Annotated in this window: 29 protein-coding genes; all 29 read left to right on the plus strand. The window is 51.4% G+C overall.

What is annotated here, in order from left to right:
• A partial coding sequence (locus tag D6694_03300; protein RMH46600.1) for an elongation factor Tu occupies positions 1-115 on the plus strand: 115 nt, incomplete at its 5' end.
• Between the two features lie 193 nt (positions 116-308).
• A complete protein-coding gene (locus D6694_03305; protein RMH46601.1) occupies positions 309-626 on the plus strand; it encodes a 30S ribosomal protein S10 in 318 nt (105 codons plus the stop codon).
• Positions 627-683: 57 nt separating this feature from the next.
• Entirely contained in the window at positions 684-1328 is a 645-nt protein-coding gene (locus D6694_03310) for a 50S ribosomal protein L3 (GenBank protein RMH46602.1), read from the plus strand.
• Positions 1329-1353: 25 nt separating this feature from the next.
• Positions 1354-1974 carry a 50S ribosomal protein L4 gene (locus tag D6694_03315; GenBank protein ID RMH46603.1) on the plus strand — a complete coding sequence of 207 codons (621 nt, stop codon included), beginning with the start codon at positions 1354-1356 and terminating at the stop codon, positions 1972-1974.
• Positions 1971-2267, plus strand: coding sequence for a 50S ribosomal protein L23 (locus D6694_03320; protein RMH46604.1), 297 nt, complete (start codon positions 1971-1973; stop codon positions 2265-2267). The genes D6694_03315 and D6694_03320 overlap by 4 nt, the downstream gene beginning before the upstream one ends.
• Before the next feature lie 31 nt (positions 2268-2298).
• The gene (locus D6694_03325; GenBank protein ID RMH46605.1) at positions 2299-3123 is read left to right on the plus strand and encodes a 50S ribosomal protein L2; all 825 of its coding nucleotides are present in this window, start codon (positions 2299-2301) and stop codon (positions 3121-3123) included.
• A 17-nt stretch (positions 3124-3140) separates the two neighbouring features.
• Entirely contained in the window at positions 3141-3416 is a 276-nt protein-coding gene (locus D6694_03330) for a 30S ribosomal protein S19 (GenBank protein ID RMH46606.1), read from the plus strand.
• Positions 3417-3429: 13 nt separating this feature from the next.
• On the plus strand, positions 3430-3762 hold the full coding sequence (locus D6694_03335) for a 50S ribosomal protein L22 (GenBank protein ID RMH46607.1): 333 nt from the start codon (positions 3430-3432) through the stop codon (positions 3760-3762).
• A gap of 9 nt (positions 3763-3771) precedes the next feature.
• Entirely contained in the window at positions 3772-4470 is a 699-nt protein-coding gene (locus D6694_03340; protein RMH46608.1) for a 30S ribosomal protein S3, read from the plus strand.
• A gap of 12 nt (positions 4471-4482) precedes the next feature.
• Complete coding sequence (locus D6694_03345) at positions 4483-4896, plus strand: 50S ribosomal protein L16 (GenBank protein RMH46609.1); 414 nt, start codon at positions 4483-4485, stop codon at positions 4894-4896.
• Positions 4896-5087 carry a 50S ribosomal protein L29 gene (locus D6694_03350; GenBank protein ID RMH46610.1) on the plus strand — a complete coding sequence of 64 codons (192 nt, stop codon included), beginning with the start codon at positions 4896-4898 and terminating at the stop codon, positions 5085-5087. The genes D6694_03345 and D6694_03350 overlap by 1 nt, the downstream gene beginning before the upstream one ends.
• Entirely contained in the window at positions 5087-5350 is a 264-nt protein-coding gene (locus D6694_03355) for a 30S ribosomal protein S17 (GenBank protein ID RMH46611.1), read from the plus strand. Before D6694_03350 ends, D6694_03355 begins: the two co-directional genes overlap by 1 nt.
• A gap of 97 nt (positions 5351-5447) precedes the next feature.
• Positions 5448-5816 (plus strand): 50S ribosomal protein L14, encoded by a 369-nt coding sequence (locus D6694_03360; GenBank protein ID RMH46612.1) that lies wholly within the window; start codon positions 5448-5450, stop codon positions 5814-5816.
• A gap of 22 nt (positions 5817-5838) precedes the next feature.
• On the plus strand, positions 5839-6156 hold the full coding sequence (locus tag D6694_03365; GenBank protein RMH46613.1) for a 50S ribosomal protein L24: 318 nt from the start codon (positions 5839-5841) through the stop codon (positions 6154-6156).
• A gap of 17 nt (positions 6157-6173) precedes the next feature.
• The gene (locus D6694_03370) at positions 6174-6713 is read left to right on the plus strand and encodes a 50S ribosomal protein L5 (GenBank protein RMH46626.1); all 540 of its coding nucleotides are present in this window, start codon (positions 6174-6176) and stop codon (positions 6711-6713) included.
• A 10-nt stretch (positions 6714-6723) separates the two neighbouring features.
• On the plus strand, positions 6724-7029 hold the full coding sequence (locus D6694_03375) for a 30S ribosomal protein S14 (GenBank protein RMH46614.1): 306 nt from the start codon (positions 6724-6726) through the stop codon (positions 7027-7029).
• A gap of 17 nt (positions 7030-7046) precedes the next feature.
• A complete protein-coding gene (locus tag D6694_03380) occupies positions 7047-7439 on the plus strand; it encodes a 30S ribosomal protein S8 (GenBank protein RMH46615.1) in 393 nt (130 codons plus the stop codon).
• A 10-nt stretch (positions 7440-7449) separates the two neighbouring features.
• Positions 7450-7983: a 50S ribosomal protein L6 gene (locus tag D6694_03385; GenBank protein RMH46616.1), complete on the plus strand. Its 534-nt coding sequence runs from the start codon at positions 7450-7452 to the stop codon at positions 7981-7983.
• Positions 7984-7994: 11 nt separating this feature from the next.
• The gene (locus D6694_03390; protein ID RMH46627.1) at positions 7995-8348 is read left to right on the plus strand and encodes a 50S ribosomal protein L18; all 354 of its coding nucleotides are present in this window, start codon (positions 7995-7997) and stop codon (positions 8346-8348) included.
• An 11-nt stretch (positions 8349-8359) separates the two neighbouring features.
• Complete coding sequence (locus D6694_03395; GenBank protein RMH46628.1) at positions 8360-8863, plus strand: 30S ribosomal protein S5; 504 nt, start codon at positions 8360-8362, stop codon at positions 8861-8863.
• A 4-nt stretch (positions 8864-8867) separates the two neighbouring features.
• Positions 8868-9050 (plus strand): 50S ribosomal protein L30, encoded by a 183-nt coding sequence (locus D6694_03400; protein RMH46617.1) that lies wholly within the window; start codon positions 8868-8870, stop codon positions 9048-9050.
• 3 nt (positions 9051-9053) lie between these two features.
• The gene (locus D6694_03405; protein ID RMH46618.1) at positions 9054-9488 is read left to right on the plus strand and encodes a 50S ribosomal protein L15; all 435 of its coding nucleotides are present in this window, start codon (positions 9054-9056) and stop codon (positions 9486-9488) included.
• Positions 9488-10840 (plus strand): preprotein translocase subunit SecY, encoded by a 1353-nt coding sequence (gene secY / locus D6694_03410; GenBank protein RMH46619.1) that lies wholly within the window; start codon positions 9488-9490, stop codon positions 10838-10840. Before D6694_03405 ends, secY begins: the two co-directional genes overlap by 1 nt.
• A gap of 35 nt (positions 10841-10875) precedes the next feature.
• Complete coding sequence (locus D6694_03415; GenBank protein RMH46620.1) at positions 10876-10989, plus strand: 50S ribosomal protein L36; 114 nt, start codon at positions 10876-10878, stop codon at positions 10987-10989.
• A gap of 101 nt (positions 10990-11090) precedes the next feature.
• Positions 11091-11447: a 30S ribosomal protein S13 gene (locus D6694_03420; GenBank protein RMH46621.1), complete on the plus strand. Its 357-nt coding sequence runs from the start codon at positions 11091-11093 to the stop codon at positions 11445-11447.
• Positions 11448-11469: 22 nt separating this feature from the next.
• The gene (locus D6694_03425; GenBank protein RMH46622.1) at positions 11470-11859 is read left to right on the plus strand and encodes a 30S ribosomal protein S11; all 390 of its coding nucleotides are present in this window, start codon (positions 11470-11472) and stop codon (positions 11857-11859) included.
• 27 nt (positions 11860-11886) lie between these two features.
• A complete protein-coding gene (locus D6694_03430) occupies positions 11887-12507 on the plus strand; it encodes a 30S ribosomal protein S4 (protein ID RMH46623.1) in 621 nt (206 codons plus the stop codon).
• Between the two features lie 18 nt (positions 12508-12525).
• Positions 12526-13506, plus strand: a complete 981-nt coding sequence (locus D6694_03435) for a DNA-directed RNA polymerase subunit alpha (protein ID RMH46624.1) — start codon at positions 12526-12528, stop codon at positions 13504-13506.
• A 60-nt stretch (positions 13507-13566) separates the two neighbouring features.
• Entirely contained in the window at positions 13567-13977 is a 411-nt protein-coding gene (locus tag D6694_03440; protein RMH46625.1) for a 50S ribosomal protein L17, read from the plus strand.
• The last annotated feature ends 110 nt before the right edge of the window (positions 13978-14087 follow it).

The raw sequence follows: 14087 nt of genomic DNA on the forward strand, positions 1-14087 counted from the left end.
CAAGATGATTGTGACATTGATTGCACCGATTGCGATGGAAGAAGGCTTGCGCTTTGCGATTCGCGAAGGTGGTCGCACTGTCGGTGCTGGCGTTGTTTCTAAAGTACTTGAATAACGGCTGATATTGGTATAGAATTGCGCGCCTCGCAGCGTTGATGATTGCGGGGCGTGCAGCCCACCACACCGGAATATGTGGTGTGGAAACAATGGACACGATCTGTGTCCTACGGCTTGAAATCTTACCGCCCACTTCAAGAGAAGTTGGATGCGGGTGTTTTTTTGCACTGTAAACGTGGAGAGCCATCAAGATGGCAGCAGCAAAGCAACGTATTCGAATTCGGTTAAAGGCATTTGATCATCGGTTAATCGATCAATCGACGATGGAAATTGTGAACACCGCCAAGCGCACTGGCGCTCAAGTGCGGGGACCGATTCCATTGCCGACTCGAAAAGAACGGTATACCGTCCTGATTTCGCCACATGTCAACAAGGATGCGCGAGATCAGTACGAGATTCGTACCCACAAGCGTCTCGTTGACATCGTCGATCCGACTGACAAAACGGTTGATGCATTGATGAAATTAGAGTTGGCGGCGGGTGTGGATGTTCAGATCAGTCTGAACTAAGCATTGAGCGCTAAGTGCTGATTTGATATCGGCATGCATTGATTTAGAGGGTTCATCATGACAATTGGAATTGTAGGTCGAAAGTGCGGTATGACTCGGGTGTTCACCGAAGATGGGCGTTCCATACCGGTCACCGTCATCGAAGCAGACCCAAATCGTATTACACAGATTAAGAATCTTGAGCGTGACGGTTATACCGCGATACAAGTGACTGTCGGTCATAAGAAACCGTCGCGCGTGACGAAGCCGCTGGCTGGCCACTTTGCGAAGGCTGGTGTTGAGCCAGGTCGCGGATTGTGGGAATTTCGTGTTGACGAAGCTGCGCTTGAAGGACTGAGCGAAGGCGAGGAGCTCAAGGTCGACCAGTTTTCGGAAGGGCAAAAGGTAGACGTCACTGGTGTGAGCAAAGGTAAGGGATTCCAAGGGGCCGTCAAGCGCTGGAATTTCCGCACGCAAGATGCAACACATGGTAACTCGCTCTCGCACCGTGCGCCGGGTTCGATTGGTCAAAACCAAACCCCGGGCCGCGTCTTTAAGGGTAAGAAAATGGCGGGCCACATGGGGGCTCGGCGAGTGACCGTACAAACCTTAGAGATTGTGCGGGTTGATGTAGAGCGGAATCTGCTGCTTGTAAAAGGGGCTGTGCCCGGAGCAGCAGGTGGTGATGTTATTGTTCGTCCAGCAGTCAAGGCTGCGGACTAATTAAGCGCCCGATAGGAGAAAACGCATGGAACTTTCTTTGACAGTTCCCGGCCAAAACGGCACCAAAGGTGCGCTGACCGTATCCGAATCGGCGTTTGGTCGTGAATTCAACGAGGCTCTTGTTCATCAGGTGGTCACTGCATATTTGGCAGGTGCACGGCAAGGAACTAGAGCACAAAAAAATCGTTCTGCCGTAAGTGGTGGTGGTAAAAAACCATGGCGTCAGAAAGGTACTGGGCGTGCCCGAGCAGGTACGATCCGTAGTCCCTTGTGGCGTAAAGGTGGTGTGACTTTTGCCGCAAAGCCACAAGACCACAGCCAGAAAGTGAACAAGAAGATGTATCGGGGGGCAATGGCTTCAATTCTTTCTGAATTGGTGCGCCAAGATCGCTTGATCGTTGTCGAGTCGTTTTCGGTTGACGCCCCCAAGACGAAGCAGCTTGTTGCAAAGCTGAAAGAAATGGCTTTGGACGACGTTCTGATTGTTTCCCATGAGGTTGATGAAAACCTATATTTGGCGGCTCGTAACCTACATTGGGTGGATGTGCGTGATGTGCATGGCATCGATCCAGTGTCCTTGATCGGGTTTGAGAAAGTGCTCATGACGGTCGAGGCGGTAAAGAAGATTGAGGAGATGCTGGCATGAATCAAGAACGTTTGATGAAAGTGCTGCTGGCACCTCATGTCAGCGAAAAGAGCACCATCGTTGCCGAGAAGCACAACCAGGTGGTGTTTAAGGTGGCGAAAGACGCAACCAAACGTGAAATCAAACAGGCCGTCGAGCTGATGTTTGATGTCAAGGTTTCGTCCGTTCGTGTTCTGAATGTAAAAGGTAAGCGCAAGCGGACCGGAATGATCGAAGGTCGCCGCAAGGATTGGCGTAAGGCGTACGTCACCTTGGCGGAAGGACACGATATCGACTTTTTGGGTGCCGAATAAGGCGTCGTCAACGGTATAGAGGAATAGTCTCATGGCAATTGTAAAAGCAAAGCCGACATCGCCGGGACGCCGTTTCGTCGTAAAGGTTGTCAACAAAGACCTGTACAAGGGGCGCCCGTATGGCCCGTTGACGGAACGCAAAGTCAAAACCGGTGGTCGCAACAATCAGGGTCGCATTACCACCCGGCATATTGGGGGCGGCCATAAGCAGCTGTACCGAATTATCGATTTTAAGCGCAACAAATTCGATGTTGAGGGTCGTGTTGAGCGTCTCGAATATGACCCCAATCGTTCGGCTCATATTGCGCTGATTTTGTATAAGGACGGTGAGCGTCGTTACATTATCGCCCCGAAGGGGTTAAAGGTCGGCGATACCGTTGTGAGCGCCGATCAGGCGCCGATCAAGACGGGGAATGCTATGCCGTTGCGCAACATTCCGCTTGGTACAAACGTACATAACGTTGAGCTGCGTCCGCTAAAGGGTGGACAGCTTGCGCGTTCGGCTGGCGCTTATGCACAAGTGGTTGCTAAAGAAGGCAATTACTGCATGTTGCGTTTGCGCTCGGGTGAAATGCGCCGTGTCTTGGCGGATTGCCGCGCAACAATTGGTGAGGTTGGCAACGCTGAACATATGTTGCGCTCGCTTGGTAAAGCTGGCGCGAAACGCTGGCGAGGCATTCGTCCGACCGTGCGTGGTGTGGCAATGAACCCGGTTGATCACCCGCACGGTGGTGGTGAAGGGCGTACATCCGGTGGTCGTCACCCAGTGACACCATGGGGTGTGCCAACCAAAGGTAAAAAGACTCGGTCGAACAAACGCACAGATAAGTACATCGTGCGTCGTCGCAACAAGTAGTCAAGAAGGGGTTAATCGTGCCACGTTCACTGAAGAAAGGACCGTTCGTAGATCTCCATCTGTTGAAAAAGGTGGAGGCTGCTATCGAGTCAAACAACCGGCGACCAATCAAAACTTGGTCGCGTCGTTCAATGATTATTCCGGAGATGGTTGGCTTAACCATCGCTGTTCATAATGGCCGGCAACATGTGCCAATACTGATCACCGAGGATATGGTTGGTCATAAGTTGGGTGAGTTTGCGCCCACACGAACCTATTATGGGCATGCTGCCGATAAAAAGGCCAAACGCTAATTGAGGTGCTGAAATGGAAACTGTTGCAAAACATCGGTACGCACGCATTTCGGCGCAAAAGGCACGGCTGGTGGCTGACCAGATCCGCGGCCTGCACGTCGAAAAAGCGTTGAACATACTGACCTTCAGTCCGAAAAAGGCGGCGGCCTTGATCAAGAAGGTATTGGAGAGCGCCATAGCCAACGCGGAGCATAATGATGGTGCCGACATTGATGAGTTGAAAGTTTCGGCCATTTATGTCGACGAAGCGCCAACTTATAAGCGTTTGCGGGCGCGCGCCAAAGGTCGTGGGGATCGCATACTTAAGCGGTCGTGTCATATCACCGTCAAAGTTTCAGAGCGCTAGGAGAGACTCATGGGTCAGAAAGTACATCCGACCGGTATTCGCCTGGGCATTATCAAAGACTGGAATGCCACTTGGTATGCCGAGGGTAAAGAATTCGCGGATATTCTCGAAAACGACATCAAGATTCGTGAGTTTCTCCGTAAGGAGCTTAAGGACGCATCAGTCTCGAAGATTAAGATTGAGCGGCCCGCCAAAAGTCTGCGTGTGACCATCCATACAGCGCGGCCTGGCGTCATCATCGGTAAGAAAGGTGAGGACATTGAGGCACTACGGAAAAAAGTGTCTGAGCTGGCTGGTGTTCCGGCGCAAGTCAACATTGAGCAAATACGCCGCCCAGAATTGGATGCACAGCTTGTCGCAGATAACGTTGCCAATCAGCTCGAGCGCAGGGTGATGTTCCGTCGGGCGATGAAGCGTGCTGTTCAGAATGCCATGCGCCTTGGCGCTGAAGGTATCAAAATACAGGTCAGTGGACGCCTCGGTGGTGCTGAAATCGCAAGAACCGAATGGTACAGGGAAGGGCGAGTACCTTTACATACTTTCCGTGCTGACATTGATTACGCGACGTCCGAAGCTTTGACCACTTACGGCATTATTGGCGTTAAGGTTTGGATCTTTAAGGGCGAGGTGTTGCCTGGGCAAGAGCGTAAAGAAGAAGCAACACCCGCTGAACCGAAGCGTAAAGGCCGTAGACGGTCAAAAAACTAAGGAGACGGGATAATGCTACAGCCAAAACGTACGAAATTCCGTAAACAGCAAAAGATGCGCAATCGTGGTATGGCGCAACGAGGCAACAAAGTAAGCTTCGGTGAGTATGGCTTGAAAGCCATTGGGCGTGGTCGCATGACGTCCCGTCAAATTGAAGCCGCTCGTCGTGCCATGACGCGTGCCATGCGTCGTTCTGGAAAGATTTATATTCGTGTTTTTCCGGATAAACCCATTACCAAGAAGCCGTTGGAAGTGCGTATGGGTAAAGGTAAGGGCTCGGTTGAATACTGGGTTGCCCAGATTCAGCCAGGTCGTATGTTGTATGAAATTGAAGGTGTGTCTGAAGAGCTGGCACGCAAGGCATTTGCACTTGCGGCTGCCAAGTTGCCTTTTAAGACCACTGTAGTGACTCGGACGGTGATGTGATGAAAGCCAGTGAATTGAGAGAAAAGAGCGTAGAAGAGCTCAAAGCCGAACTGCTGAACTTGTTGCGTGAGCAGTTTAAATTGCGCATGCAACACAGCACAGGGCAATTGTCACAAACCCATTTGTTGAAAAAAATGCGGCGTGATATTGCGCGCGTGAAGACAATCATGAATGAAAAGGCAGGTGCGTGATGAGTGAAACAAAAGTTCAGCGCACGCTCAAGGGCCGTGTGGTCTCCGACAAGATGGACAAAACCATCACGGTTCTGATTGAGCGCCGGGTTCGGCACCCGCTGTATGGGAAATTCGTGACCCGTTCTAAAAAGATCCACGTGCATGATGAATCCAACGAAGCACGTGTGGGCGATATTGTGAGTGTGACCTCATCTCGCCCCATTTCAAAGACCAAGACGTGGCGTCTGGTTGAGATAGTCGAACGCGCTTCTCGGGTATAAAGCGAGAAGCATTTAAAAAAACGGGAATTTGGTGATATACTCCCGCGTCCCTTGCGGAAGGCGCAGGTGGTTCGCGGTAGAATAGCGGAGAAAACCGATGATCCAGATGCAAACAATACTGGACGTAGCCGACAACAGCGGCGCGCGTCGCGTGATGTGTATCAAGGTGTTGGGCGGTTCCAAGCGTCGATACGCCAACATCGGCGACGTGATTAAGGTCAGTGTTAAGGAGGCCGCACCACGGGGTCGTGTCAAAAAAGGCGATGTGCTCAACGCTGTTGTGGTTCGCACACGCAAAGGCGTTCGTCGTCCGGATGGCTCAGTCATTCGATTTGACGAAAATGCAGCTGTGTTGCTCAATAACCAGTTGCAGCCGATTGGTACGCGTATTTTTGGACCTGTCACCCGCGAGCTTCGGGGCGAGAATTTTATGAAAATTGTCTCGTTGGCTCCGGAAGTGCTTTAAATAAACGTAGAGAAGAACGGCCATGCGTAAGATCAGAAGAGGCGACGAAGTCGTCGTATTGACCGGGAAATGCAAAGGTGAGCGCGGTAAGGTTACACGCGTATTGCCGGACAATCGAGTGATTGTCGAGGGCGTAAACCTGGTAAAGAAGCACGTCCGCCCGAATCCGCAACTTGGTATTGAAGGCGGCATTAAGGAAATCGAGGCACCGTTACAGATCTCGAACGTGGCGATTTACAATCCGGCCACGGGTAAGGCAGATCGTGTCGGTTTTAAGTTTTTAGAAGACGGCAAAAAAGTTCGCTATTTCAAGAAAACTGGCGAACTCATTGATGCCTGAATAAATAGGTGATTAAGATGGCGAAACTGCAAGACTATTATCGAGAGACAGTAGTCAAACAATTACAAGAGAAGTTTGGCTACAAGTCGGTCATGCAAGTCCCACGAATCACCAAGGTCACCGTTAACATGGGGCTTGGTGAGGCAGTTGGGGACAAGAAAGTAATTGAAAACGCACGTGCCGACCTGGCTGCTATCACCGGGCAGAAACCGTTGGTGACCAAAGCACGGAAATCCGTGGCAGGCTTCAAAATTCGTGAAGGCTGGCCAATTGGTGCCAAGGTGACCCTGCGCGGGGAGCGTATGTGGGAATTTCTGGAGCGCCTCATTTATATTGCGATTCCGCGTATTCGCGACTTTCGCGGCTTGAATCCGAAGTCATTCGATGGACGCGGTAATTACAGTATGGGTGTAAAGGAACAGATCATTTTCCCGGAAATTGACTATGACCAAGTCGACGCCATTCGTGGGATGGACATTACCATTACCACGACGGCCGAAACGGACGAAGAAGGTCGTGCGCTGCTCCAGGCGTTCAATTTCCCGCTGAAAAAATAAGGGTGAAACCATGGCAAAAGTATCAATGATCGAACGCGAGAAAAAGCGCGCCAAAATGGTCGCCAAGTACGCAGCAAAACGTGCTGCGTTGAAGGCCATTATCAATAATCCAAATGCTTCGGACGAAGAGCGTTGGGAAGCGCAGGTCAAGCTGCAGAAGCTGCCAAGAAATGCGTCTCCAGTGCGCCTTCAGCGTCGTTGCCGTATTACTGGACGCCCACATGCGGTGTATCGCAAGTTCGGCCTCTGCCGTAACAAGCTGCGTGAGGCTGCCATGCGTGGCGACGTCCCCGGTCTGACCAAAGCTAGCTGGTAAACAAGGAGCGAGAAGTCATGAGTATGCAAGATCCCATTGCAGATATGCTGACTCGTATCCGAAACGGTCAGGCGGCAGGTAAAAAAGAAGTTTCTATGCCTTCTTCGAAGCTCAAAGCAAATATCGCACGAGTGCTGAAGGAAGAAGGCTATATCGTGGACTACTCGGTCTCTGAAGGGCCAAAGCCCGTTCTCACAGTCGTGCTGAAATATTTCGAGGGGCGTCCGGTCATTGAGAAGATCGAGCGTGTAAGCCGTCCAGGTTTGCGCATTTACCGGAAGGCAAACGAATTGCCAAAAGTACTTGGCGGACTGGGCATCGCGATAATCTCGACGTCGAAAGGTCTGATGACCGATAAGGCTGCCCGCAAGGCAGGCCACGGCGGCGAAGTCATCTGTACGGTTTATTAAGGAGGCCACCATGTCTCGTATTGCAAAAGCACCCGTAGACATCCCGGCTGGCGTCAATGTGGCAGTCAACGGCAACCATGTTTCCGTCAAAGGGAAGCTGGGTGAACTGACCCACCAGGTCCACGATGCCGTCGACGTTGTCGTCGAAGACAATCAGATTCGCGTGGTGGCCAAAGATGGCGTTGAGAATTCTGTTGCATTGGCTGGCACCACTCGTTCTATTCTCAACAACATGGTGTATGGAGTTGCGAATGGGTGGGAAAAGAAATTAGTACTGGAAGGTGTTGGATATCGCGCGAAGGCGCAGGGAAAAAAGCTTAATTTAACACTAGGTTTCTCGCACCCTGTTGAGTTTGAATTGCCAGAAGGCGTGTCTGCAGAAACGCCCTCAAATACAGAAGTCGTGGTGAAGGGGGCTGACAAGCAACTGGTAGGGCAGGTGGCTGCCAAGATTCGTAGCTTCCGTCCGCCAGAGCCTTATAAAGGCAAGGGTGTTCGTTATGCGGACGAACACGTCCGTCGCAAAGAAGCGAAGAAGAAGTAAGGGTGGAGCGCATGGATAAGAAAACTGCACGGTTGCGTCGTTGCAAACGCAGCCGCATGAAAATGAAAGAGTTGGGTGTAACCCGCTTGGTTGTACATCGCACACCGCGTCACATTTATGCTCAGGTGATCAGCGGAGACGATGCGAAAGTGCTGGCGGCAGCGTCCACGGTGGAAGCGAAAATCCGTGAGCGTGTGAAGTCGACTGGTAATGTGGAAGCGGCCAAGGTGGTTGGCGCGGAAATTGCCAAGAGAGCGGTTGAGGCTGGTGTCAAAAAGGTGGCTTTCGATCGCAGCGGATTTAAATACCATGGTCGTGTTAAGGCGCTTGCGGATGCGGCGCGTGAAAATGGCCTCGAATTCTAAAGGTGCAAAAGATGGCAAGAGACATTGAAAACACCGAAGGCTACATCGAAAAGCTCGTCAACGTGAACCGTGTGGCCAAAGTGGTCAAAGGTGGTCGAATTTTTGGCTTCACCGCGTTGACGGTGGTTGGCGACGGGAAAGGAAGAGTGGGTTTTGGCCGCGGTAAGGCGCGCGAGGTGCCCATTGCGATTCAAAAAGCAATGGAGGCTGCAAAGCGCAACATGATCGAGGTCGAATTGGCAGAAGGTGGTACATTCCGTCATGCTATGAAAGGCCGCCATGGTGCCACGACTGTTTATTTGCAGCCTGCGTCTGAAGGTACCGGAATCATCGCCGGTGGTGCAATGCGTGCGGTGCTCGAAGTGCTTGGCGTACAAAACGTCTTGTCGAAGACCATCGGCTCAACCAATCCGGTGAATGTTGTTCGGGCAACCTTTGATGCATTGCGTAGGATGACGACACCGGAGGCCGTAGCCGCCAAGCGTGGTAAGACGATAGAAGAGATCTTGGACTAAGACCATGGCTAAGAAGACACTAAAAGTAACTCAGGTGCGCAGCGCGATTGGCCGGTTGCCGAAACACAAGGCAACACTAAAAGGCTTGGGACTGCGTAAGATTGGTCATACAGTTGAGCTGGAAGACACGCCCGCTATTCGAGGCATGATCAAACAGGTCAGCTATATGGTATCGGTGGAGGAGTAAATCATGCGACTGAACAGCATCGCTCCAGCCGAGGGAGCCAAGCGCACACGTAAGCGTGTTGGACGCGGCATCGGTAGCACCCTTGGCAAGACTTGTGGGCGTGGCCACAAGGGTCAAAAATCGCGCTCGGGCGGATACCACAAAGTTGGTTTTGAAGGCGGCCAGATGCCACTTAAGCAGCGACTGCCGAAATTTGGGTTTACGTCGCGCAAATCCTTATTACACGCAGAAGTGCGTCTTGGTGAACTTGCCAAAATCGAAGGTGATGTCGTCGATCTGCAAACGCTTAAGCGTGCCGGTATCATTGCACACCATATGAAGTCTGCCAAAATCATGTTGTCAGGCTCCATCGATCGCGCGCTAACTGTTCGGGGCGTTGGCGTCACTAAGGGCGCACGTCAGGCCATCGAAGCGGCAGGTGGTAAGGTGGAAGACTGATGGCAAAAAAGCCTGGCATACAACCAACTGCGGGTGTCAAGAAGGGCCTGTCGGAGCTCAAGCAGCGTATCTTATTCCTAATTGGGGCGCTGATTGTGTACCGTATTGGGTCCTTTATTCCGGTACCCGGAGTGGATGCAACGGTGTTGGCTGCGGTGATGGAGCGGCAGCAAGGTACACTGCTTGCATTGTTCAATGTCTTCTCTGGTGGCGCATTGGTGCGAGCAAGTGTCTTCGCCCTCGGCATTATGCCCTATATCACAGCCTCCATTATCATCCAAATTATGGGGCATGTGCATCCCACACTGAAGGAATTGCGCAAGGAAGGGGAAAGTGGCAGACGCAAGATGAACCAAATCACACGTTATGCCACTGTAGGGCTCGCCACGTTCCAAGCTATCGGCATTGCGGTGAATTTTCCAGGAATGATACCAGGCTTGGTACCGAGCGTCGGGCCGGATGGTACCCCAGATTTGGGCTTTGTGATTACGGCCACGGTAAGCCTGGTCACCGGCACAATGTTTTTGATGTGGCTAGGTGAACAGGTGACTGAGCGCGGTATCGGCAATGGTATCTCGATGATCATTTTTGCCGGAATTGTTGCCGGACTTCCGCGGGCGATAGGAAGTACCTCTGAACAAATCCGACAAGGTGACATGAGTGTGCTCACCCTGCTTTTAATCGGTGTTATCGTCGTGCTGACGACTGCCTTTGTGGTGTTCGTTGAGCAGGGCCAGCGTCGCATTGTCATTAATTATGCGAAGCGTCAGCAAGGTCGGCGTGTGTTCCAGGCCCAGAGCAGTCATTTGCCGCTCAAACTTAATATGTCTGGCGTCATACCGCCGATTTTCGCTTCGAGTCTGATCTTGTTCCCGGGCACGCTCGCGCAATGGTTCGGGGAACAATTCAGGTTCTTGAAAACGTTCAGTGTGATGCTCCAACCTGGCCAGCCACTGTACGAATTGAGTTACGCAGCGCTAATTATCTTCTTTGCCTTCTTCTATACGGCATTGGTATTCAATGCACGTGAGACAGCGGACAATTTGAAGAAATCTGGCGCATTTATTCCGGGCATTCGTCCTGGCGAGCAAACCGCGCGTTACATCGACAAGGTTATGACCCGTCTAACCTTTGGTGGCGCGCTATACCTGACCTTGGTGTGTTTGATTCCAGATGCACTCAACGTATGGGCAAATGTGACCTTTTATTTTGGTGGTACTTCATTGCTCATTATCGTTGTTGTGATTATGGATTTCATGGCACAAGTTCAGGCGCACTTGATGTCGCATCAGTATGATACGTTACTGAAAAAAGCGAACTTCAAGGCTGGGACAGCTGGGCAAATCCGTTAATTGGTTAGCGGTTATTGTTAAATCGGGAGAGTGAAATGAAAGTCCGTGCTTCAGTAAAAAAGATTTGCCGGAACTGCAAGATTATTCGGCGTCATGGTTCAGTTCGAGTCATTTGTAGCGACCCGCGGCATAAGCAGCGTCAAGGCTAAGACGTCGTTTACCTAAAGGGTTTGGTTGATTTTTGGTCGGGTCGGCGCTAAGATACGCGCCTTTTCCGGCCCAAGCCACAAGTATCAGGAGAGTTTGGCATATGGCCCGTATTGCAGGCATTAACATACCGGTAAATAAACACGCGGTTATCGCGTTAACCTCTATTTATGGCATTGGTCGCACACGCGCGAAGAATATTTGCGAAGCGGCTGGAATTGATCCAACGAAGAAAATTCGCGACTTGTCGCCTGAAGAAATCGAGAAAATCCGCAACGAGGTGGGCAAGTACACCGTTGAAGGTGACTTGCGGCGAGAAGTTTCAATGAACATTAAGCGGTTGATGGACCTCAAATGCTACCGTGGCTTGCGCCACCGTCGTAGTTTGCCGGTTCGTGGTCAACGGACCAAGACAAATGCGCGCACGCGCAAGGGTCCGCGTAAACCAATCAAGAAATAAACAAAATTAGGAAGTGTAGGCAATGGCTAAGACTCCATCTCGTAGCAAAAAACGCGTCAAAAAGCAGGTGTCGGAAGGACAAGCGCATATTCATGCGTCGTTCAATAACACAATCGTCACCATTACCGATCGGCAGGGTAACACTTTGGCGTGGGCAACCGCTGGCGGTTCTGGTTTTCGCGGTTCGCGCAAAAGCACGCCGTTTGCAGCCCAGGTCGCGGCCAGTCGTGTGGCGGACATGGTAAAAGAAATGGGCATGAAGAACTTGGACGTTTTTGTGAAAGGTCCGGGGCCCGGCCGTGAATCGGCGGTGCGAGCATTGCACGCAGCCGGTTTTAAGATTAGCAGCATCACAGACGTGACGCCGATACCACACAATGGGTGTCGTCCGCCGAAAAAGCGTCGAGTTTAATACAACGGATTCTGGAGATACAGAACGATGGCAAGATATCGTGGCCCAAGATTGAAACTCGCCCGTCGTGAAGGCACAGACCTTCATCTGACGAGTGGTGTACGAGCGGTAGAGACAAAATGCAAAATTGATACGCCACCGGGCCAGCATGGCGCGGCGCGTACGCGTTTGTCTGACTACGGCGTTCAGTTGCGTGAAAAGCAAAAGGTTCGCCGTATCTACGGTGTGCTCGAACGTCAGTTCCGCAAATATTATAAGGAAGCGGCTCGTCGCAAAGGCGCAACCGGTGAGAACCTCTTGAAAATCCTGGAGTGTCGCCTTGATAACGTCGTGTACCGTATGGGCTTTGGTGCCACTCGTGCGGAAGCGCGGCAGTTGGTTTCGCATCGGGCCATCCTGGTTAACGGACGTCCAGTCAATATTCCGTCCTATCAAGTCTCTCCTGAAGATGTCATTTCGGTTCGCGAAAAGGCGCGTAATCAGGAGCGAATCAAAGCAGCGCTCGAGCTTGCCTCTCATCGAGAAGCCCCAGCTTGGATAGAGGTGGATGCCAATAAAATGGAAGGTGTCTTCAAGCGTGTTCCCGAGCGGTCCGAGTTACCAGCGGATATTAACGAGAACCTGATTGTCGAACTTTACTCGAAGTAATTTCGGGAGAGGAATATTATGCAGGATTTTTATAATAGCTTGTTGACTCCGCGCTCAATTAAGGTCGACAAGGTTTCGAATACGCTGGCAAAAGTCGTTCTTGAACCCTTCGAAAGGGGGTTTGGGCACACGCTTGGTAACGCGTTGCGTCGAATCCTATTGTCGTCGATGCCGGGGTGCGCCGTCACTGAAGTTGAGATTGACGGTGTGTTGCACGAATATTCGACTATCGAAGGGGTTCAAGAAGACGTTATTGAAATTCTTTTGAATCTTAAAAAGTTAGCCGTTCGTCTCGACGATAAGGACGAGGCCGTGCTTGAGCTGTCAAAATCTGGCGAAGGGCCGGTCACCGCAGGCGACATCAAAGAGCAGGCGGGCGTCACCATCGTGAACCGAGACTTGGTTATTGCAAACCTTAGCGGCGGCAACTTGGCTATGAGAATGGTGGTCAAGCGAGGTCGTGGTTACGTGCCAGCGAGCACACGTCGTGAAGAAGGTGATGCGCCGATTGGTCGTTTGTTAGTCGATGCTAGCTTCTCGCCAATGCGTCGTGTGGCTTATACCGTTGAGGCGGCGCGTGTTGAGCAGCGTACCGACTTGGATAAACTTGTGTTGGAAGTTGAAACCAACGGCACCATCGAGCCGGATGAGGCGATTCGAATTGCGGCAACCATATTGTCGAAACAACTTGCCGCCTTTGTTGATTTGAAAGACGAAGAGAAGGAAGAGCCTAAGAAAGAAGAGCCGGAAATCGACCCAATTCTGTTGCGTCCGGTCGACGATCTGGAGCTTACGGTTCGTTCTGCGAACTGTCTGAAGACAGAAAACATTCATTATATCGGTGATTTGATTCAACGTACTGAAGTCGAACTGCTCAAGACACCGAATCTCGGCAAAAAGTCGCTCACAGAAATTAAAGATGTGTTGGCATCACGTGGCTTGTCACTTGGCATGCGCCTAGAGAACTGGCCACCACCGAATTTGCCCGAGAAAAAATAAGTCGAGTCATTGGTTAAGAGTATACCGACGTGAGTCGGAATAACGTGGAAGGATAGACAAATGCGTCATCGTAAAAGTGGTCGAAAGCTGAATCGCACCAGTGCACATCGTAAGGCCATGTTCCGAAATATGGCCGTGTCACTGTTTGAACATGAGGTCATTCGCACGACCTTACCCAAGGCGAAAGAATTACGTCGTGTGGCTGAGCCACTGATAACGCTCGCCAAGAACGATACCGTGGCAAATCGTCGTTTGGCGTTCGCCCGCACACGTTCAAAAGCGGCGGTTGGAAAACTGTTCACAGTACTCGGTCCGCGTTATCAGGATCGCCCTGGTGGCTATCTTCGTATTATCAAGGCTGGTTTCCGGCCAGGAGATAATGCGCCGATGGCCGTAGTCGAACTAGTGGACCGCCCGGTAGAAGATGACGAAGCGCCGAGCGAGACACCTGAGACCAATACTGAAGAATAAGGTAGCATATACCGAAATAAGAAAGGGCCGTTAAGGGCCCTTTCTTATTTCGATGTTCAAAAACTACTAGTTGTTGGCGTTTTGACGCGATCAGACGGTCCAGTCGTTGA

The sequence above is a fragment of the Gammaproteobacteria bacterium genome, assembly GCA_003696665.1.
Classification (GTDB): Bacteria; Pseudomonadota; Gammaproteobacteria; order Enterobacterales.